Here is an 18982-nt window from a genome sequence, read left to right as displayed (position 1 = left end):
TAGTAGGATCTCGCGCTAGGATTGTTGGCCAAAGCAGGCCCGTTCTGCAGTTGTTGGAATAAGGAAATGTCATGCGCTGTCCGTTTTGCGGAAATGTCGATACGCAGGTAAAGGACAGCCGACCGGCAGAAGATCATGTCGCCATCAGGCGGCGCAGGTTCTGTCCGGGATGTGGCGGGCGTTTCACGACCTATGAACGTGTGCAATTGCGTGACCTGGTCGTCATAAAATCATCCGGTAAACGTGAGGATTTCGATCGTTCCAAGCTGGAGCGTTCGATCCGCATCGCGATGCAGAAACGCCCTGTGGACCCGGACCGGATCGATCAGATGATTTCGGGTATTGTCCGCCGACTGGAGAGCCTTGGCGATACCGATATTCCTTCGAAGGTGATTGGTGAAATCGTCATGGAAAGCCTCGCACGGATCGATACCGTGGGCTACGTGCGCTTTGCCAGCGTGTATAAAAACTTTCAGGCTGCGGGTGATTTTGACAAATTCGTGGCCGAATTGCGCCCACCACCGCTGCGCGAAGAGTGACTGACGCCATCCACATGGCCCACGCCCTTCGCCTGGCACGTAGGGGGTTGGGAAACGTCTGGCCCAATCCTGCGGTCGGGGCTGTGATCCTGCGGGATGGCCGGATCGTCGGTCGTGGGTGGACCCAGCCCGGCGGGCGCCCCCATGCCGAGGTACGCGCCTTGACCCAAGCCGGTGATCTTGCTGCCGGTGCAACCGTCTATGTCTCTCTTGAACCCTGTGCCCATCACGGGAAAACCCCCCCTTGTTCCGAAGCGTTGATCCGTTCGGGGGTTGCGCGGGTTGTAACGGCAGCAACCGACCCGGACCCGCGTGTGGCCGGTCGGGGTCATATGATGCTGCGAAATGCAGGGATCGAGGTTACCGAAGGGATCATGCAGACCGAGGCGAGCCGGTTGAACGCGGGTTTCTTCAAGCGCATCAATCAGGGCCTGCCCCTGGTGACTCTAAAACTTGCCACATCGGTTGACGGGCGAATTGCCACGGCATCGGGCGAAAGCCGTTGGATTACCGGGCCAGAGTCTCGCCGAGTCGTGCATGCGATGCGGATGTCACATGATGCGGTCCTTGTCGGTTCCGGTACCGCCCTGGCCGATAATCCCGATCTGACCGTCCGGGGGTTCGGTGCAGTTCCCCAGCCGGTGCGCGTGGTGGTGGACAGTACCCTTCGTCACAGCGCCGACAGCCGCCTTGGCCGATCTGCCCGCAAGGGGCCGGTATGGCTGGTTCATTCGTCCAACGCACCGCAGGCAGCGCGCACAGCATGGATCGAGGCCGGCGCCCATTTGATCGATCTGGGTGAAGCGGTGCAGCTTCGGGGCGCACTGGCCGCTTTGGCAGACCGTGGCATTACCCGTGTGCTGTGCGAAGGGGGCGGGACCATTGCAGCGGCCCTGTTGCGTGAAGATCTGGTTGATGATCTTGCAACTTTCACTGCGGGCGTGCTGATCGGCGGTGATGCGACGCCGGCATTATCTGCAATGGGGGTGGTGCACCTTGCGGATGCACCACACTTCAGATTGGAAAGCCAGCGCCGGATAGGATCCGATACGCTGACGATCTGGGCCCGTTAGGTCTTACCAGCTGCCGGTGTTTTCCATCGACTGCCAAGGTTCTGCCGGCGGAAGGCGATCCCCTTTTTGCAGCAGTTCGATCGAGATGTTGTCGGGGCTGCGGACGAATGCCATGTGGCCATCGCGGGGCGGACGGTTGATGGTGACACCATTCGCCTGCAGATGCGCGCAGAGGTCATAGATATTGTCACATTCGTAGGCCAGGTGGCCAAAATGGCGGCTGTCCGATGGCAGGGCATCATCGCCATCCCAGTTGTAGGTCAATTCGACCGGGCATTCGGGCTGGCCGGGAGGTGCCATGAAAATCAGGCTGAAACGGCCCTGTTCGTTCTCCATACGCTTTGTTTCTTCCAGCCCCAGAAGGCGAAAGAAGGCCATGGTCGCGTCCAGATCCTTTACGCGGACCATTGTATGCAGATATTTCATCATGTTCTCCTTTATCTTAGCCATAATCTAGAGACTTTGTGGTCAGATTAAAGCGCTTTTAGAGGTCCGTCATAGCCGATATGACGTCCCAAATTGCCGGAGAGTATGATGCGCACTGCCGAACACCAGTACCTTGACCTGCTGAACCACGTGCTGGCCACGGGGGATGAACGGGTCGACCGGACGGGTGTGGGAACCCGTTCCGTGTTCGGGGCCATGTTGCGGTTCAATCTGTCGGACGAGACGGTGCCGATCCTGACGACCAAGCGTGTCTATTGGAAAACTGCGGTCAAGGAGATGCTGTGGTTTCTGACCGGAGATACCAACATCCGCGCCCTGCTGGAAAACAATGTCCGTATCTGGAGTGATTGGCCCCTTGCAACCTATCGCCGTGAAACAGGCGATCAGATAGAGCAAAGAGCGTTCGAGGACCGGATCGTGGCGGACCCCGATTTCGCCGCCAGATGGGGAGAGTTGGGGCCGGTATACGGCAAGCAATGGCGGCGCTGGTTGGGGGCGGACGGGCAGGAGCATGACCAGATCGCCTCATTGATCGACATGCTGCGCAATACACCTGCAAGCCGGCGGATGCTGTTCCATGCGTGGAACGTGGCAGAGGTGGGGCAGATGGCTTTGCCGCCTTGCCATATGATCTACCAGTATCATGTCACGTCCGGTGGGCGGCTCAATTGTCTGCTGTACCAGCGCTCGTGTGATCTGCTGTTGGGGGCCCCTTTCAATTTCACAGGGGCTGCGGCCCTGCAACTGATGCTGGCGCAGCAGGCGGGTTTGCAACCCGGAGAGCTGGTCTGGACCGGAGGCGACGTGCATCTTTATTCGAACCATCTGGAGCAGGCAAAGCTTCAGGCAGCCCGGGAACCACGCGCGTTACCTGTGATGCGCCTCCGGAAAGCCGAGAGCATCGATGCCTATCGTATCGAGGATTTCACGGTCGAAGGCTATGACCCTCACCCTCCGATCCAGGCTGAGGTGGCCGTCTGATGCTGACCCTGATTGCCGGCATAGCGAACAACGGCGCAATCGGCCGTGACAATACAATCCCGTGGGACGCGCCAGAGGATCTGGCATTCTTTGCGCGGGAAACGGCGGGCGGGGCCGTGATCATGGGGCGCAAAACCTGGGAAAGCCTGCCGAAAAAACCGCTGCCCCGGCGTCTGAATATCGTCGTGACCTCACACCCGATAGCAGAGGTTTCATGCGCGCCCACACCGGAGGCCGCACTCGATTTGGCATATGCCGCAGGGCATCTGCGGCTGTATGGTATGGGGGGGGCAGGAATATATGCAGCCTTATTGCCATTGGCCGAACGGATGCTGCTGACCAGCGTCGGTATGACCATTCCCGACGCCGACACATTCTTTCCAGAGTTCGCCGCGGAGGAATGGACCCCGGCCCACAGCCTGCCGCTGCGCGCCGAGGCTCCGAAGTGCACGGTTACCGAGTATCTCCGGAAGGGGTGAGGTGGGTAATTCCCACCGCCGCCGCCCGTGCCAGATCGGCATCGAGTGACATCGGCACATATTCTCCCCGTCGCCACAGCCCGCCGAAATCGTCATAGAAACGTGACAGCGGATGGCCTGACTGCCCTGTGGCGGTGATGAATACCGAACTGTCGGGGTCCGCAAAATCATACACGCCGCGATATCCGGCACCATGCACGTTCTGGAACGGGTCTACGCCGTATCCCTTGGTAACGCCCCGGTTCAGCGTATCATCCCCGCCCGAGGTGGACTGGCGGATATTCACCAGATACCGCAGGATTGGCAGGTTGCCCAGCACCGGGTCATCATGGGTTGCCTGATGGGCATCGCCCCAACGCCAGCTGTCGATGTTATCCCCGTACCGTTCCGTCAGCCAGACGAGCGCGTCATCCAGCGAGAGCTGTGCAATATCCGCGCAGGTTTCCACCGCAGCCGATTGTTTGATATCGCACCACGCGGCGGCACCATCCTCGTTGCGGAACACGCGGTTCAGGAACACCTCGTCCACATGGCCGAACTGATCCGCCATCGGTCCCAGATCATCGCGGATCAGCCGATCCTGCAAAGCAGAAAGCCATGCCTCTGCAATCAGGGGTTCCGGCATATGTTCGTTCATTTCGCCGTTCCACTGGGCCGTCATGGTCAGGGCGCGCTGACGCAGCCGTTCGGGTGTTCCCGAGGGGGCGGTTTCGCCGGTGAACCACAGATCGGCCCCGATCAGGGGTAGGATCTGCCGCATGGTGGTGCTGACGGTATCAAGCTGCGTTTCGATAAAGCTGTCGCGCGTATGAACCTCCCGCGCCTGCATCAGGGTTAGCCAGCGCTGGATCCGTTCGGTATCACCCCAGTCGAAGCTGACATGCTCCGGAAACGGGCGATCCACCGTCTTGTTGTTCGTATTGCCCAGAATGCCGCTTTGTGGATCGCGTTCGGCGGGGTTCTGTTCATAGGGCGCGATGCCGTGCCAGCGGTTGCGAGACTCCCAGCCGGGTGTGGGCAGCCGACCCTGACCCTGCATGGCCGGATCGCGGGCCGGTATGGCCCCGACCGTCTGCATCGCGATACCGTTCGCATCCGCCAGCATCAGGTTCTGTGCGGGGGCTACAAAGTCCTTTCCCGCTTCGATCGCGGCATCGATGCTATTCGCATGCATAAGGTTCATGGCGGCGGACATGGAGGTATCGGCCGGATCCAATGCGGTCCAGCTAAGTGACATCACGTGGCCGGGCGGGGTGATCGTGCCCACATCATACTGGCTGGGGGGCAATACGGGGCCATTGTCTGTCCAGCGAAGGGTGACTGTGATGGGGGCTGCATCCTTAATGCGGATGATGGACCTTTCGGTGCGGAATGGCTTCCATCCGTCGGGGGTGCGGTATTCCTCGGGGTTGTCGGCATTCACCTCTTCGACGTGCAGATCCTGATCATCGACATAGGCCGTGGTCAGGCCCCAGCCGAAGGCCTGCGCACGTCCGGACAGGATCAGCGGCATCCCTGGTATGGTTGCACCGATCACGCCGCCGCTGCCCAGCTCCAGCCGGGCCAGATACCAGATCGTAGGGGCAGAAAACGGCAGGTGCGGGTCATTTGCCAACAATGCGCCGCCTGCCGCCGATTTTGACGGAGCTGCCGCCCATGCGTTGGATGCCCCTGCCATCCCGACCTCGGGGAAGGGCGCCAGCGGATCTCCTGCCACACGGATGGGCTGATAATCCGGCGAGACACCGGGCACGAGTTCCGAATATTGCGGCAGGGCCACCACCGCCTGATTTGGATCATCGGGCAGAATATCCCGAAGGCGTTCTGGCGGCAGGATCAGCGACATGCGGGCCCTAAGAACCTCGTTCGCCATCTTGTCGGACATTTGCAGGGCCAGCAGCTTCAGGATCGCGATACTGTCGGCGGGCTGCCATGCGGCAATATCACTGGAAAACAGAAAGAACTGCGGTGCGCCACGTCCTCGCGCCCCCTCGTTGATCTGCCGGATCCAGTCATTTACCCCGTCGGCATAGGCCTGCAGGGCTGCACGCGTGGCAGGGTCCTGCGCCTCAACCGAGCTGCGTGCCAGACCATAAAGATCCAGCCGCCGCATCATCGCATCGGTGGCAAACGTGCGCTGGCCGAACAATTCGGACAACCGGCCCTGCGCAGTCCGGCGCAGCAACGTCATCTGCCATAGCCGGTCCTGCGCATGGGCAAACCCCAGGGCATGGAAAACGTCTGCGTCGGTCTTGCCGAAGATATGCGGCACGTCATTGCTGTTGCGCACGATCTCAACCGGCGCGGTCAGACCCGGCAGCGAAAAATCTTCGGAATAATCGGGCAGGGACCGTGAAAGGAACCAGTAACCCACACCAACGACTAATGCGCCCACCACGAATAATCCGATGAGGATGCGCAAAAGCCAGCGAAATACGAGGAACATCGGCAAGTCCGGCCTTGGGGGAGGAAGCCGCTTGGTAATCCATCCCCCGCATCAGGGCAATCCGCTGGCGTAGAAGTGAAGCCTGCGCGGCCGCAGGTTTATGGAATGATGCGCGTATATTTCGTGCCGGCGATGGTAGCACCTGCGATCAGTCCGGACTGGCCGTACACAAGGGCCACAACCGGATCGATCTCTGTCGTGTCCTTGCCGATGCTGCCACCCTGATCGGGTGTGGCATAGCGCAGATCGGCCCCTGCCACCCAACCCCGAGAGCTGCGGAAATCCGCCAATGCTGTCGGTGTCATGAAAAACAGGGCGTGCGCGTATTGCTGGGCGCCGATCTGAAACCCGATAGAGCCTTTGGCAGAGGAATAGTAATCCACCGTCGCCCCGTTGATTCGCAGGGCACCGCGTCCGTAGGAGGCGCCGACACCCAGACCGGCCTCGGTCACCAACGGCATGTACAATACCCCGGCCGAGCGGGCTGCCAGATCACGTGTTCCCGGAAAGGATTGGAACAGGTAGTCACGCGCCACATTCACGCGTGCGTCGATCGTCGGGCCACCATTGCTGCCGACGCCGTTGGAGCAGGCCGCAAGCCCGGTCGTTGCGCTCAAACCTGCGATAAATACCCGACGACTAACCATATTCTGCCTCATATCCTTTTGCCCTAGGTGTAACCCATCGGGTTTATTCTGTCACCGCTTCAGGTGGCGCGCTACATCCAACGCGAAATAGGTCAGGATTCCGTCGCAACCGGCGCGCTTGAAGCCGAGAAGGCTTTCCAGCATGCCCGCCACCGGATCCAGCCAGCCGGCCTGCATGGCGCCCTGAAGCATCGCATATTCACCCGATACCTGATACGCAAAGGTGGGCACGCCGAATTCGTCTTTGACCCGGCGGCAGATATCGAGATAGGGCATCCCCGGCTTGATCATCACGCTGTCGGCCCCCTCGGTCAGATCGCGTGCCACAAGGCGCAAGGCCTCGTCGGAGTTGCCGGCGTTCATCTGGTAGGTCTTCTTGTCCCCTTTCAGGCGGCCCGCCGCACCCACGGCATCGCGGAACGGACCGTAGAACACCGAGGCATATTTTGCCGAATAGGACATGATCGCGGTGGAGTGGAATCCCGCAGCCTCCAACGCGGAGCGCATCCGTCCGATCCGCCCGTCCATCATATCCGATGGCCCCAGTACATCCGCACCGGCCTCGGCCTGCGTCACGGCCATGCGTACCAAAGCTTCGACGGTTTCATCGTTCAGGATCATGCCGTCCTTCATCAGCCCGTCCTGCCCGTGGCTGGTATAGGGATCCAGCGCAACATCGGTCATGACCGTCATATCCGGGACTTCGGCCTTGATCGCACGGATCGCGCGGTTGGTCAGGTTTTCGGGGTTCCACGCCTCGTCGCATTCCTCGCTCCGCTGTGCGGGGTCGGTGTAGGGAAACAGGCAGACGGCCGGAATGCCCAGCTCGGCGGCTTCGGCCGCGCGGCGTACCAGCCCGTCGATCGTCTGGCGGGCGACACCGGGCATCGAGGCGATCGGCGTTTCATCGCCTGTGCCATCCTTGATGAAAACGGGCCAGATCAGGTCATTGACCGTCAGGACATTTTCCTGCGTCAGACGGCGCAGGGCATCGGTGCGCCGGTTGCGGCGAAAGCGGGTGGCTGGATAGGTGGCCTGGATGGGATACATATTGTCCTCTTCTTAGCGAAGGCCGGCGTATGGACGCAGGTCATAGACGATTTTTTCTGTGCTTGGCATGGAAATGCCGCTGTCTCAAGGGTAGGTAAAGCACAAACGGACAGGGAACACGCCGACGTGCAGTGGTATGAACTTCTAATTTCGCCGGTCAGCTTCCGGTCTTTTTCCGTGCTCTGGTATTGGTTTGCCCTTATCGGCTTTTGGCTGGCGGCGGTGCGGCACGTCATGGGGGTGCCGTTTTCCCGTGTTCTGGCCGCGCATGCCGGTGATACCGAGGCAGCAGAAGATACGATGGTTCTTGCCCGCCTGACGGTCCGCAGCATCCTGCGGGTCACGCCCACGCGCCGGCTGGTTCACGTGGCTTTGATCGCCTTCGGGCTGACGATGCTGGTGGCGCTGGCCCTCGCCGGGCTGGAGATGGCGCAGGCGGGGCTGTTTTTTGCCGTACCATGGGTGATGATCGCCGCGCTGCGGCTGTCCTTGGCGAACCGTTTTGCACAGACGGCTCCCAATGCGGCCGAATTGGTGCAGCGGTTGATCTGGCACCGCATCACGGTGCAGGGAATTGCGGGGGTGACCCTGTTCATCGCATTACTTTGGGGTGCATGGCGCAACCTGAGCCTGGCCTTGGGAGTATGAGGGCGTGAGCAAGACCATAATTCTGGGCGGGGCCCCCGAAGGCTATGATGCGCGCCTTCTTGCGCGGGAACTGGAGCGGGGCGCACCCGTGATCCATATCGCGCGGGACGACAAGCGACTGGCCGCAATGCGTGAGGCCTTGGCCGTGCTTGCGCCATCCGTTCCCATGCTGGAATTTCCTGCCTGGGATTGTCTGCCTTATGACAGGATTTCCCCCAACCCGAATATTGCGGCGCGACGGATGGCAACGCTTGCGGCGCTGTCCAGCGGCGTTACGGGGGCCTTCGTTCTACTGACGACGCTCCATTCCGCCATGCAGCGCATTCCCAGCAGGGAAACGGTAGCAGGCGCAAGCTTTTCCGCACAAGTTGGCGATCGCGTCGATGAGGCGCGTCTGCGGAACTATCTGGCACGTATGGGCTATACCCCCGTTACGACCGTGGCGGAACCGGGAGATTTCGCGATCCGCGGCGGCATCATCGACATCTATCCACCGGAATCGAACCCCGTCCGGCTGGATCTGTTTGGCGATACTCTTGACGGTTTGCGGTATTTTGATCCTGAAACCCAACGGTCGACCGACAGGCTGACAACGCTGGATCTCGCCCCCGTATCCGAGGTGATGCTGGATGAAACGGCGATCACACGCTTCCGGCAGAACTATCGCGTGGAATTCGGTGTCGGCGGGGCAAGTGATCCGCTTTATGAAGCCGTAAGTGCGGGGCGCAAGCATCAGGGAATGGAGCATTGGCTGCCGTTCTTCCATGATCGTCTGGAGACGCTGTTCGATTACCTGCCCAAGGCCTCGGTCATGCTGGATGATCAGGTTACGGCTGCCCGTCTTTCCCGCTGGGAAGGGATTGCCGATCAATACGACGCACGACGTGAGGCGATGGCGGGCAAAACCCGTATCGATACGGTGTATAAACCCGTTTCCCCGCAAAGCATGTATCTGGATGACAAAGGTTGGGCTGATGCCCTTGCCACGCACAGGGTCATTCAGCTGTCACCTTTGGCGCAGGCTCCGGGGCCGGGTGTTCTGGATGCCGGAGGGCGGATCGGGCGCAGTTTCGCGCCCGAGCGCCAGCAGGAAAACATAAGCTTGTTCAATACGCTGGCAGACCATGTGAAAGCACTGCGCAAGGACGCGCATGTCATCATCGCCAGTTGGTCCGAGGGCGCGCGCGAACGTCTGGGCGGGTTGCTGGAGGATCAGGGGCTGACGGCCACGCCCGTGTCGGACTTTCGCGATATCCCCTCGGGCAAAGGCGGCTTGTTTCTGATTGTCTGGGCCCTGGAGGCAGGCTTTACCGCCGCCGGTCTTGCCGTGATATCGGAACAGGATGTGCTGGGGGATCGGCTCGTTTCCTCTCCCAAGAAACGCCGGAAAGCCGACAATTTTGTCCGTGATCTTGAAACCCTGTCTCCGGGGGATCTTGTGGTGCATGTGGAGCATGGAGTCGGGCGATACATGGGGCTGGAAACGCTGCGTGTGCCGCAGCCGCCGGCGAACCGTGCCGGGCCACCGCATGATTACCTGCACCTTGTCTATGCCGAAGAAACCAAGCTGTATCTGCCGGTGGAAAACATCGAGCTTCTGAGCCGCTATGGCCATGAGGATGGTTTGCTGGACCGCCTTGGCGGCGGGGCATGGCAGGCGAAAAAGGCAAAGCTCAAAGAGCGTATCCGCGAGATCGCGGAGCGGCTGATGCGGATCGCAGCCGAGCGGCATCTGCGCCACGCCCCTATCCTCGAAGCCCCGCACCAGATGTGGGAGGCCTTTTGCGCCCGTTTCCCGTATCAGGAAACCGATGATCAATTGGCGGCGATTGCCGATGTGGTGGCCGATCTGGAATCCGGCAAGCCTATGGACCGGCTGGTCGTTGGCGATGTCGGCTTCGGCAAGACCGAGGTTGCCATGCGGGCGGCCTTCATTGCGGCGCTGACCGGAATGCAGGTGGCCATGATCTGCCCGACCACCTTGTTGGCACGGCAGCATTTTCGTAGCTTTGCCGAACGGTTCCGTGGATTCCCCATGGTTGTCCGACAGTTGTCGCGTTTTGTTTCGGCAAAGGAGGCTGCAGCAACGCGGGCGGGGCTGGCGGATGGAACGGTCGATATCTGCATCGGCACCCACGCGCTTCTGGCAAAAGGGATCAAGCTGAAATCCCTGGCACTTATGATTATCGATGAAGAGCAGCACTTCGGCGTGTCGCATAAGGAACGGCTGAAGGAGATGCGCTCCGAGGTGCATGTGTTGACGCTGACGGCCACGCCCATTCCGCGAACGTTGCAATTGTCGCTGACGGGCGTGCGGGATCTGTCGATCATCGCCACCCCTCCGGTGGACCGTCTGGCCATCCGGACCTATGTCAGCGAATTCGATGCGGTCACCCTGCGGGAAGCCTTGTTGCGAGAGCGGTATCGCGGCGGCCAAAGTTTCTTTGTCGTCCCCCGCGTGTCGGACTTGCCAGAGATCGAGGCATTTCTCAGGGATCATGTCCCCGAGGTCAGTTTCCTTGTGGCGCACGGACAGCTTGCGGCAGGGGATCTCGATGAACGGATGAATTCGTTCTATGATGGCAAATTCGATGTCCTGCTGGCCACCACGATCGTGGAATCCGGTTTGGATATCCCGACTGCCAACACCATGATCGTGCATCGCGCGGATATGTTCGGCCTCAGCCAGCTGTACCAGATCCGTGGTCGCGTGGGACGGTCGAAAACGCGGGCCTATTGCTATCTGACAACCAAACCACGCAGCCCGTTGACACCGCAGGCAAATCGCCGGCTTCGCCTGCTTGCCAGCCTTGATACACTGGGGGCTGGTTTCAACCTTGCGTCGCATGATCTGGATCTGCGGGGGGCCGGTAACCTCCTGGGAGATGAACAATCGGGCCACATCAAGGAAGTGGGGTACGAGCTGTATCAGAACATGCTGGAGGAGACGATCCAGAAGCTCCGGTCAGGCCAGATCGGCGGATTGACCGAGGCTGACGACCAATGGGCGCCACAGATCAATTTGGGCGTGCCGGTTCTTATCCCCGAGGACTATATTCCGGATCTGGATATCCGGCTGGGGCTGTACCGGCGCCTTTCGGGCCTTGCGACCAAGGTAGAGATGGAAGGATTTGCCGCAGAGATGATTGACCGGTTCGGCCCGCTTCCACGGGAGGTGAATACCCTGATGCTGGTGGTGCGGATCAAGGCGATGTGCAAGCGTGCGGGGATTTCGCGTCTCGATGCCGGACCGAAAGGAGCATCCATCCAGTTCCATAACGACAAATTCGCCGATCCGGCCGGCTTGGTAGATTTCGTCAAGGCGCAGAATGAGGCCAAGGTCGTCGGCAACAAGATCGTCATTGCCGACGATTGGAAATCCGAGGCCGACCGCATTCGCGGGGCCTTTGCCATTGCGCGGGGCTTGGCTGAAAAAGTGGTGAAACCGAAGCGCTAGTTGCGCTTCGGAAGGGTCGCCATGATCAGGAGAACCGCACCTGTATAGAGCGTGGTTCCGATTGTCAGGGGAATGTTCGTTCCGTTGAAGGATTGACCGATGGGCAGGGACAGCAGAACCGCCATCACGGTTGCAATACAGCCGGCCACCGACGCCCCCAAGCCTGCCAGGTGGCCCAGAGGTTCCAACGCCAAGGCATTGAGGTTGCCCATGCACAGGCCCAGCATCGCAAAGATCGACATCGTCCAGATGATCTGCGCCGGAAAGGCCAAGGCCTCGGGCATGATATTGAAACCGTTGGTGACGGCCATGATCAGCGAGATCGTGAACTGGAGCGATACCACTGATACCACGACCGCCCGCATGCCGACACGCCCCACAATGCGCGCATTCAGAAAGCTGGCAGCGCCCGCTGTCATTGCCACGGAAAAGAACCAGTAGGGGAAGGTGTCCGCCGCGTTAAAGCGAACCTCAAAGATCGGCTGGATCGTGGAGATGGTAGAGAACATGCAACCGAAGGCGAACCCCTGGGCGATGATGGTCAGCATTACGATCCGGTTCGTCACGATTTCCTTGATGCCGGCCAGAAGGACCGCAGGGCGCAGCGCACGCCGGTTTTCGACGGCCAGCGTCTCGGGTTGCCGGAAAAACAGCCATGTCGCCGAGATGGTGGAGAAGGTGACGAAGATCAGGAACAACGCCCGCCAGCCGAACAGTTGGATCATCTCATTCCCGATCATCGGGGCAATGGCCGGAACGATGGTGAAGAACATCATGATGAAGCTGACGACACGCGCCATATCTCGCCCGGAATACAGATCGCGTACCATGGCGATGGCCACGACCCGCGGCCCTGCAGCGCCGATCCCCTGAATGAAGCGGCCAAGCAACAACAGTTCCAGACTGTCAGCGCGCCATGCCATCAAGGCCCCGATGCTGTAGATTGCCGAACAGCCGATCATCACGGTCTTGCGGCCCAACGTGTCGGACAGCGGGCCGACGAACAGGGTACCTGCGCCCATTCCCAGCATGAACAGCGTGACAATCAACTGCACATGGTTCGGGGCATCCGGCGTCATTTGTCGCATGATCACCGGAAAGGCGGGCAGCATTGAATCAATGCTGAATGCAACCGCCGACATCAGTGTGGCCATCAGGGCCACAAACTCAAACGATCCAAGCGGTTTCGTTGGCTTCACTCGGCTTCCCCCAGTTCGGTTGTTATGTCATCGATAATTTTCTGCCACATTTCCACCGATTGCGCGCCGGCCAGAACGTATTGCCGGTCAATCAGGAAGGTAGGTACAGCCTGCACACCTTTGGATCGCGCATCACGATCACGGGCGATCAGATCATCCCGATCGGCGTCGGTGGCAAGCAGACGTGCAGCCGCATCGGGGTCCATTCCGGCAGCACCCGCAATCCGGATCAGTACTGCGTGATCTCCGATGTCCTGACCATCACGGAAATAGGCGCGGAACAGGGCATCCACGACCGGGGTCTGAACACCTTGCAAGCCAGCCCAATGGATCAGACGATGGGCCTCGATCGTGTTCGGCATGCGCTGCGCCGCGCCCATATCCACATCAAGGCCGGCCTCATCAGCAGCCTTCTGGGCCGCAGCCGCGATTTCAACCGCCTTTTCCTGATCGCCAAACCGTGCCTCGAACCATTCCGCACGGTTCATGCCATGTGCGGGCAGGTTCGGATGCAGCTGATAGGGATGCCATTCGATGTGGAACGGATGGTCCGGGCGGGATTCCATCGCGCGATAAAGGTTGGTTTTGCCGATATAGCACCACGGGCACACGGGATCGGAGAATATATCAAGCGGGATGCTGGCCACGGGCATATCGCGTGTCCTGAATTTAGGGAAACAAGCCAGATGCCTGTACATCCAGCCCGTTATCTATGCCCGCCACATTCTGAAATGACCAGAGCGTGGCGCGTTTTTTAATGTCAGCCGCCGCTAACCGGATTTTCAGCCGTGCTGTCATCGCCGTATTTGGCATCATCATCCGAGGCATCTTCACCCGGGGACATGTAGAGCCGGCTATCGTTTATAGAGGCGTTGTCGTGCTGCTCGTCCATATGCACATCTGCGGGGACCGCACCCTCGAGCCATTCCGACACCTGCGAGGCAACGTCATCCTGTGTCTCACCGGTGACCGTTACCAAGCGAGCTTCCAGCTCCGTCCGGCTGCCGTCGATATCGATCAGATCCTCTTCGGTCAGATCCGGCCATGTATCCAACAGAGATTCCGCAAAGGCTTCCCAATTGTCTTTAACAGTTTTCCAGCGCATCTCTGCCTCCATCCTCTGGTTTGGCAGAATAACGTGCGGCAAGGGGGCAGGTTCCGCGCCCTAGGGCTTCTGCCACCACACGTCTGGCTGGAAGCCGGGCCAATCCCCGTAAAGCGGGATATGATCGGGGTGCGCAAATGCCGATGAATAGGCGATCCGCGATACATTCGCATACCAGAACGGTATGACAAAGCGCCCGGACATCAGCACACGGTCCAACGCACGGGTTGCGTCCCGAAATTCTTCGGGCGTTTCGGATCGGACCATCGCCGTGATCATCGCGTCCGCAGCCGGAGAGGTCATGCCCATCAAGTTGCGCGATCCGGGCTGGTTCGCACCGATCGAGCCCCAGTACAATGTCTGCTCATTTCCCGGTGACAGCGAAAAGCTGCGAGTCAGCACGGTCATGTCGAAATCGAACTCGTTCACACGCTGCTTGTACTGCGCGCTGTCAACGGATGTGACATGGGCCTTGATCCCCAGGCGCTGCAATTGCTGGACGTAGATCGCGGCGACCGAAGAAACCTGATCGGCTGAAAGGGTGCCGCCGGGATCAGTGCCCTGTGACAGCAATATCTCGAACTCGAACGGCTTGCCGTGCTGTGTCAGAACGCCGTTTTCAACGGTCCAGCCCGCATCGGCCAGCAGGTCCATCGCGACATGCAGATCTGCGCGGCGTGGCCCGTCCGGCAGGGAATATCCCTCCAGCACATCTGACATGAGGGTGTCATGATAGGGGGCCAGCAATCGGGCCTCACCCTCGCCGGCTGGTTCGCCAACTTTCATGCCCAGTTCTGAATTGGAAAAATAGCTGTTGATCCGCGGTTCGGTTCCGTTTGTCATCGTGCGGTTGATAACGTCGAAATCGAATGCACGGATCAACGCTTCACGGACGCGCGCGTTATCGAAGATCGGTTTGCGGGTGTTGAAAACAAATCCCTGCATTCCTGACGGGCGTTTATGCTCTATCTCTTCCAGCGTGACACGTCCGTCCTGAACTGCCGGAAAGCTGAAGTTCGTAAGCCAGCGCGCTGGATTGGTTTCGCGCCATGTCGAAAGCGATCCTGCCTTGAAGGCCTCAAACATGACACCGGAATCCCCGTAGAATTCGGTGCGAAGCGTGTCGAAATTGTAGAACCCCTGATTGACGGGCAGATCCTTGCCCCACCAATCCGGGTTCTTGGCATAGGTGATGGAACGGTCCGGTGTTATGGACTCAACCACATACGGCCCTGAACCTATTGGAGGAACAAGCGAGGATTGCGTGAAATCCTGCGTGTCCCATTGCGCCTTTTTCAAAATGGGCCGCATGCCGAGGATCAGCGGCATTTCGCGATCAGGTTCGGTGAAGGTGAAGCGGACACTATGGGGGCCGGTCTGCTCGGCATCCTTTATCTTGCTCCATGCCCCGGCATAACGAGGCTGGCCCTTGGTACCCAACGTCTCAAAGGACCACAGGACATCATCGACCGTGACGGGGCTGCCGTCGGAAAAACGTGCCTCGGGGCGGAGGGTAAACTCGACATAACTCCGCTCGGGGTCGGTATTGATGCTCTCGGCGAGCAGACCGTAAAGAGTGAACGGCTCGTCAATGGAACGGGTCATCAGTGTCTCGACCGTCCATGCCCCCAGATAGAACGGCGCGCGGCCTTTCAGGATATAGGGGTTCAAAGAGTCGAAACCGCCGGTTTCCCCCATGACAAAGGTGCCGCCATGCGGTGCATCAGGGTTTGCATAGGGCAGATGGTCAAAGTCAGCGGGCAGGGCAGGTTCCCCGTACATCGCAATACCATGTGACTTTTCAGCCACAGCTGCGGTGCCAAGCAGCAACAAGGGCAAAACCCCCGCTGTAACCTTCAAAATACTGCTGAGTTTGCCATTCATCCCGCGTCCGCACGTCCTTTTGTCTGGCACAATCTGACAACCATAGGTGCTCTTAAACCTATTTGAAACTTTTAACTTGGCCAAGCGTGGGGCGAGGGATATAAAGGCCTTACTGCTCGATAGGTTTCTTGCCTGTATGAAACCTGCCTCATAACTTGACGCCGGCCATCGTGCCGGCGTTTTTTTTGTGCCGGCAGGCGGGGGCGTATCTATTTTAACGTAGTGGGACAAGGGCCTACAGAGAATGGCCATCACACTCGGCGGGGGAACGCCGCGCGGTGCCCCGCGCGACGAATCGGATCATCGTTGATTCGTGATTTCTGTAGCGATCTTGGTAGCAAGGCGGGCATTGTTCAGAACCAGCTGGATGTTTGATGCCAGTGATTTGCCTTCTGTTGACCGGAAGATGTGGTCCAGAAGGAAGGGCGTAACCTCCTTGGCGGCGATGCCCTGACGTTCCGCATCGGCCAAAGCCGCCTCGATGGCCGGATTGATGACTGCCGCCGGAATTTCATCTTCTTCCGCAATCGGGTTTGCCACCAGTTGTCCGCCCGGCACGCCCAGCTTGGCACGCATCAGGTGGGCTGCCGCAATCTCGGCAGGCGTATCCATCCGCAACGGGGCGCGCATGCCAGAATCACGCGACCAGAAGGCGGGGAATGCGTCCTGACCATAGGCAATGACGGGCACGCCCATCGTCTCCAGCACTTCCAGCGTCTTGGGCAGGTCAAGAATGGCCTTGGCACCTGCGGCAACAACCGTAACCGCCGTCTGCCCCAGTTCTGGCAGGTCGGCCGAGATATCGAAGGTGGTTTCCGCGCCGCGATGCACACCGCCGATACCGCCGGTGGCAAATACGTCGATACCGGCAAGCCGGGCACAGATCATGGTCGCAGCAACGGTCGTGGCCCCGGTGCGTCCTGATGTCAGACCTACGGCCAGATCAGCGCGCGACAGTTTCATCGCGTCAGGCGTCTGCCCCAGACGGTCCAGCTCCTCCGACGAAAGGCCGATATGGATCTGCCCGTTCATGATCGCGATCGTGGCCGGAACAGCGCCGCCTTCCCGGATCACGTCCTCCACCGATCTGGCCATTTCCACGTTTTGCGGAAAGGGCATCCCATGGGTAATGATGGTGCTTTCCAGCGCGACAACGGGCGTGCCATTGGCCAAGGCCTCGGCAACTTCGGGCAGAACGGTGAGGGGTAGGGTCATGCGATATCTCCGGATACATGGTCGGCGGCGGCGCGCATTGCGGCGCGCAGAGCGTTTTGACGGGTGGCGCCCGCACGTTCAGCCACCAGGTGGGCAGCCATGAAGGTGTCCCCCGCGCCGGTGACACGTGTCACCATGACGGCGGGAGGGGTGTCGCTGATGATGTCGCAACCCGCGCGGCCTTCGGCGCAGGCGCGGCCACCATCCGTCACCAATACATGCTGCGCGCCCCGTGCCAGCAGGTCGGCCACAGCCTCAGCCGCCGTGGCAGGGGACGTTTTGGACAGCGTTCCCGCCTCTTCCAGGTTCACATAGAGGGTGGCATTCGGATGGGTCAGAAGGGGAAGCAGACGTTCGGCCTTGCCGGGGCTGGCAGGGGCAACGCGCAGGTCCGCCTCTGCAAATAGGGGCGATGCCGCAATTTCTGCAAGAAGCGCCTCGGTCAGGTTCCCGTCCAGTGCGATGGGGCCGTTCCAGCCCTGCAAGGCCGCATGCAGCGGGCGCAGGATCTTGTCACCCGCCGCCTCCAGCGAATGGGCATCGGCGATGGCGGCAATCAGCCCGTTCGCCCCCTCGACCGCCATGTACCTGTCCGTCGGCAGATCGTCCGAGCGGTATATGTAATCGGTGATCATTCCGAGGCGGGCACAATCTGCGACCAGTTCGTCCCCCTCCGGGTCACGTCCGATGGCGGTCAGCAGGGCGGGCGTCAACCCGAACCGGCGCAGCGTTGCCGCAATATTCAGCGCAACGCCGCCCGGAATGCGGGTAATGCGCCCCGGCACATCCGACCCCGCGCGCATCGCTGCGGGGGAACGGCCGATAATGTCCCAAAGGACGGAACCTATACAAAGAATATCTGGTGTCATGATTCTGCTTGTTCCCTACGTGCGCGTGGCGCGCAAGGGGTTGCGAACATCCGGAACGCAGGGTATAGGCGCTGCACTTCACAGGCGAAGCTTGGGCCGATCGGGGAGACATCCCGAAAAGTCCGCCGGTTGGGAGAGATCCCTCAAAGCTTTGCCGAGGCGTAAACCGGAAAAGGATATGGACATGGCGCTCCCCGATTTCTCGATGCGTCAGCTGCTTGAAGCTGGCGTTCACTACGGTCACCAAACCGCTCGCTGGAACCCCAAGATGGGTGAGTTCATCTACGGCGACCGCAACGGTATCCACATCATCGACCTGACGCAGACTGTCCCGATGCTGGACAAGGCACTTCAGGTTGTTCGTGACACCGTCGCCAAAGGCGGCCGTGTTCTGTTCGTCGGCACCAAGCGTCAGGCCCAGAAGCCGATCGCGGATGCTGCCGAGCGCTGCGCACAGCACTACATGAACCACCGTTGGCTGGGCGGCACGCTGACCAACTGGAAAACCGTTTCCAACTCCATCCAGCGTCTGAAGCAGCTGGATGAGCTGATGGCGAACGGCGCAGAGGGTCTGACGAAAAAAGAGCGTCTGAACATGGAGCGTGAGCAGTCCAAGCTGCAGGCATCGCTCGGCGGTATCCGCGACATGGGCGGCGTTCCGGACCTGCTGTTCATCATCGACGTGAACAAGGAAGATCTGGCCATCCTCGAAGCACAGAAACTGGGTATTCCGGTTGTCGCGATCGTGGACACCAACTGCTCGCCCAAGGGCGTCGACTATGTGATCCCGGGCAACGACGACGCGGCACGCGCAATCGGCCTGTACTGTGATCTGGTTGCCCGCGCGGCGCTGGACGGCATGTCGGCCCAGATGGGCGCTGCTGGTATAGATCTGGGTGAGCTGGAAGCCGCTCCGGAAGAAGAAGCAGTCGAAGAGGCGTAA

The 18982-nt window shown here is 60.0% G+C and carries 17 protein-coding genes; 7 read left to right on the top strand and 10 right to left on the bottom strand.

The window, feature by feature from the left end; genetic code table 11:
* The first annotated feature begins 71 nt into the window (after nt 1-71).
* Together nrdR and ribD are read left to right on the top strand one after the other, a co-directional pair.
* Entirely contained in the window at nt 72-539 is a 468-nt protein-coding gene (gene nrdR, locus TR36_RS05290; protein ID WP_045389476.1) for a transcriptional regulator NrdR, read from the top strand.
* A gap of 14 nt (nt 540-553) precedes the next feature.
* A complete protein-coding gene (gene ribD / locus TR36_RS05285; protein ID WP_045389480.1) occupies nt 554-1612 on the top strand; it encodes a bifunctional diaminohydroxyphosphoribosylaminopyrimidine deaminase/5-amino-6-(5-phosphoribosylamino)uracil reductase RibD in 1059 nt (352 codons plus the stop codon).
* Nucleotides 1613-1615: 3 nt separating this feature from the next.
* Here ribD and TR36_RS05280 read toward each other — a convergent pair whose 3' ends face one another.
* Complete coding sequence (locus TR36_RS05280; RefSeq protein ID WP_045389484.1) at nt 1616-2041, bottom strand: VOC family protein; 426 nt, start codon at nt 2039-2041, stop codon at nt 1616-1618.
* A 105-nt stretch (nt 2042-2146) separates the two neighbouring features.
* Here TR36_RS05280 and TR36_RS05275 point away from each other — a divergent pair, with 105 nt between their 5' ends.
* Both TR36_RS05275 and TR36_RS05270 read left to right on the top strand, forming a co-directional pair.
* The gene (locus TR36_RS05275; protein ID WP_045389487.1) at nt 2147-3040 is read left to right on the top strand and encodes a thymidylate synthase; all 894 of its coding nucleotides are present in this window, start codon (nt 2147-2149) and stop codon (nt 3038-3040) included.
* Nucleotides 3040-3519, top strand: coding sequence for a dihydrofolate reductase (locus TR36_RS05270; protein ID WP_045389490.1), 480 nt, complete (start codon nt 3040-3042; stop codon nt 3517-3519). The genes TR36_RS05275 and TR36_RS05270 overlap by 1 nt, the downstream gene beginning before the upstream one ends.
* Here TR36_RS05270 and TR36_RS05265 read toward each other — a convergent pair.
* The 3 genes from TR36_RS05265 to hemB form a co-directional block, all read right to left on the bottom strand.
* Nucleotides 3494-5965 (bottom strand): penicillin acylase family protein, encoded by a 2472-nt coding sequence (locus TR36_RS05265; RefSeq protein WP_045389493.1) that lies wholly within the window; start codon nt 5963-5965, stop codon nt 3494-3496. The genes TR36_RS05270 and TR36_RS05265 overlap by 26 nt on opposite strands.
* Before the next feature lie 98 nt (nt 5966-6063).
* Nucleotides 6064-6624 carry a YSC84-related protein gene (locus TR36_RS05260; protein ID WP_082714863.1) on the bottom strand — a complete coding sequence of 187 codons (561 nt, stop codon included), beginning with the start codon at nt 6622-6624 and terminating at the stop codon, nt 6064-6066.
* Nucleotides 6625-6663: 39 nt separating this feature from the next.
* Nucleotides 6664-7662 carry a porphobilinogen synthase gene (gene hemB, locus TR36_RS05255; protein WP_045389499.1) on the bottom strand — a complete coding sequence of 333 codons (999 nt, stop codon included), beginning with the start codon at nt 7660-7662 and terminating at the stop codon, nt 6664-6666.
* 177 nt (nt 7663-7839) lie between these two features.
* On the opposite strand from hemB, the gene TR36_RS05250 reads away from it, so the two are divergent.
* Both TR36_RS05250 and mfd read left to right on the top strand, forming a co-directional pair.
* Entirely contained in the window at nt 7840-8310 is a 471-nt protein-coding gene (locus tag TR36_RS05250; RefSeq protein WP_153010499.1) for a hypothetical protein, read from the top strand.
* 4 nt (nt 8311-8314) lie between these two features.
* On the top strand, nt 8315-11767 hold the full coding sequence (gene mfd, locus TR36_RS05245) for a transcription-repair coupling factor (protein WP_062762594.1): 3453 nt from the start codon (nt 8315-8317) through the stop codon (nt 11765-11767).
* Here mfd and TR36_RS05240 read toward each other — a convergent pair.
* From TR36_RS05240 to TR36_RS05215, 6 genes are all read right to left on the bottom strand, one after another.
* On the bottom strand, nt 11764-12966 hold the full coding sequence (locus TR36_RS05240; protein WP_045389508.1) for a multidrug effflux MFS transporter: 1203 nt from the start codon (nt 12964-12966) through the stop codon (nt 11764-11766). The two genes, mfd and TR36_RS05240, sit on opposite strands and share 4 nt — an antisense overlap.
* Entirely contained in the window at nt 12963-13619 is a 657-nt protein-coding gene (locus TR36_RS05235) for a DsbA family protein (RefSeq protein WP_045389511.1), read from the bottom strand. Before TR36_RS05235 ends, TR36_RS05240 begins: the two co-directional genes overlap by 4 nt.
* A gap of 107 nt (nt 13620-13726) precedes the next feature.
* Complete coding sequence (locus TR36_RS05230; protein WP_045389514.1) at nt 13727-14071, bottom strand: hypothetical protein; 345 nt, start codon at nt 14069-14071, stop codon at nt 13727-13729.
* A gap of 60 nt (nt 14072-14131) precedes the next feature.
* On the bottom strand, nt 14132-15955 hold the full coding sequence (locus tag TR36_RS05225; protein WP_045389516.1) for an extracellular solute-binding protein: 1824 nt from the start codon (nt 15953-15955) through the stop codon (nt 14132-14134).
* Nucleotides 15956-16255: 300 nt separating this feature from the next.
* Nucleotides 16256-17170, bottom strand: coding sequence for a pseudouridine-5'-phosphate glycosidase (locus tag TR36_RS05220; RefSeq protein ID WP_045389518.1), 915 nt, complete (start codon nt 17168-17170; stop codon nt 16256-16258).
* Nucleotides 17167-18039 carry a PfkB family carbohydrate kinase gene (locus TR36_RS05215; RefSeq protein WP_045389521.1) on the bottom strand — a complete coding sequence of 291 codons (873 nt, stop codon included), beginning with the start codon at nt 18037-18039 and terminating at the stop codon, nt 17167-17169. The genes TR36_RS05220 and TR36_RS05215 overlap by 4 nt, the downstream gene beginning before the upstream one ends.
* A 178-nt stretch (nt 18040-18217) precedes the next feature.
* Between TR36_RS05215 and rpsB the strand changes: the two genes are divergently transcribed.
* Complete coding sequence (rpsB, locus tag TR36_RS05210) at nt 18218-18982, top strand: 30S ribosomal protein S2 (RefSeq protein WP_082714862.1); 765 nt, start codon at nt 18218-18220, stop codon at nt 18980-18982.

Source organism: Falsirhodobacter sp. alg1 (assembly GCF_000739715.2).
GTDB lineage: Bacteria > Pseudomonadota > Alphaproteobacteria > Rhodobacterales > Rhodobacteraceae > Falsirhodobacter.
The sequence above is the reverse complement of the archived record's forward strand: the minus strand, read 5'-3'. Positions and strand labels throughout refer to the sequence as shown.

Bases quoted from the DNA above. Each gene is read 5' to 3' on its own strand.
- TR36_RS05220 (WP_045389518.1), bottom strand. From the start codon at position 17,170: ATGACCCTACCCCTCACCGTTCTGCCCGAAGTTGCCGAGGCCTTGGCC.
- nrdR (WP_045389476.1), top strand. From the start codon at position 72: ATGCGCTGTCCGTTTTGCGGAAATGTCGATACGCAGGTAAAGGACAGC.
- ribD (WP_045389480.1), top strand. From the start codon at position 554: ATGGCCCACGCCCTTCGCCTGGCACGTAGGGGGTTGGGAAACGTCTGG.
- TR36_RS05265 (WP_045389493.1), bottom strand. From the start codon at position 5,965: ATGTTCCTCGTATTTCGCTGGCTTTTGCGCATCCTCATCGGATTATTC.
- TR36_RS05260 (WP_082714863.1), bottom strand. From the start codon at position 6,624: ATGAGGCAGAATATGGTTAGTCGTCGGGTATTTATCGCAGGTTTGAGC.
- TR36_RS05275 (WP_045389487.1), top strand. From the start codon at position 2,147: ATGCGCACTGCCGAACACCAGTACCTTGACCTGCTGAACCACGTGCTG.
- TR36_RS05215 (WP_045389521.1), bottom strand. From the start codon at position 18,039: ATGACACCAGATATTCTTTGTATAGGTTCCGTCCTTTGGGACATTATC.
- hemB (WP_045389499.1), bottom strand. From the start codon at position 7,662: ATGTATCCCATCCAGGCCACCTATCCAGCCACCCGCTTTCGCCGCAAC.
- TR36_RS05235 (WP_045389511.1), bottom strand. From the start codon at position 13,619: ATGCCCGTGGCCAGCATCCCGCTTGATATATTCTCCGATCCCGTGTGC.
- TR36_RS05270 (WP_045389490.1), top strand. From the start codon at position 3,040: ATGCTGACCCTGATTGCCGGCATAGCGAACAACGGCGCAATCGGCCGT.
- TR36_RS05225 (WP_045389516.1), bottom strand. From the start codon at position 15,955: ATGAATGGCAAACTCAGCAGTATTTTGAAGGTTACAGCGGGGGTTTTG.
- TR36_RS05230 (WP_045389514.1), bottom strand. From the start codon at position 14,071: ATGCGCTGGAAAACTGTTAAAGACAATTGGGAAGCCTTTGCGGAATCT.
- TR36_RS05280 (WP_045389484.1), bottom strand. From the start codon at position 2,041: ATGATGAAATATCTGCATACAATGGTCCGCGTAAAGGATCTGGACGCG.
- rpsB (WP_082714862.1), top strand. From the start codon at position 18,218: ATGGACATGGCGCTCCCCGATTTCTCGATGCGTCAGCTGCTTGAAGCT.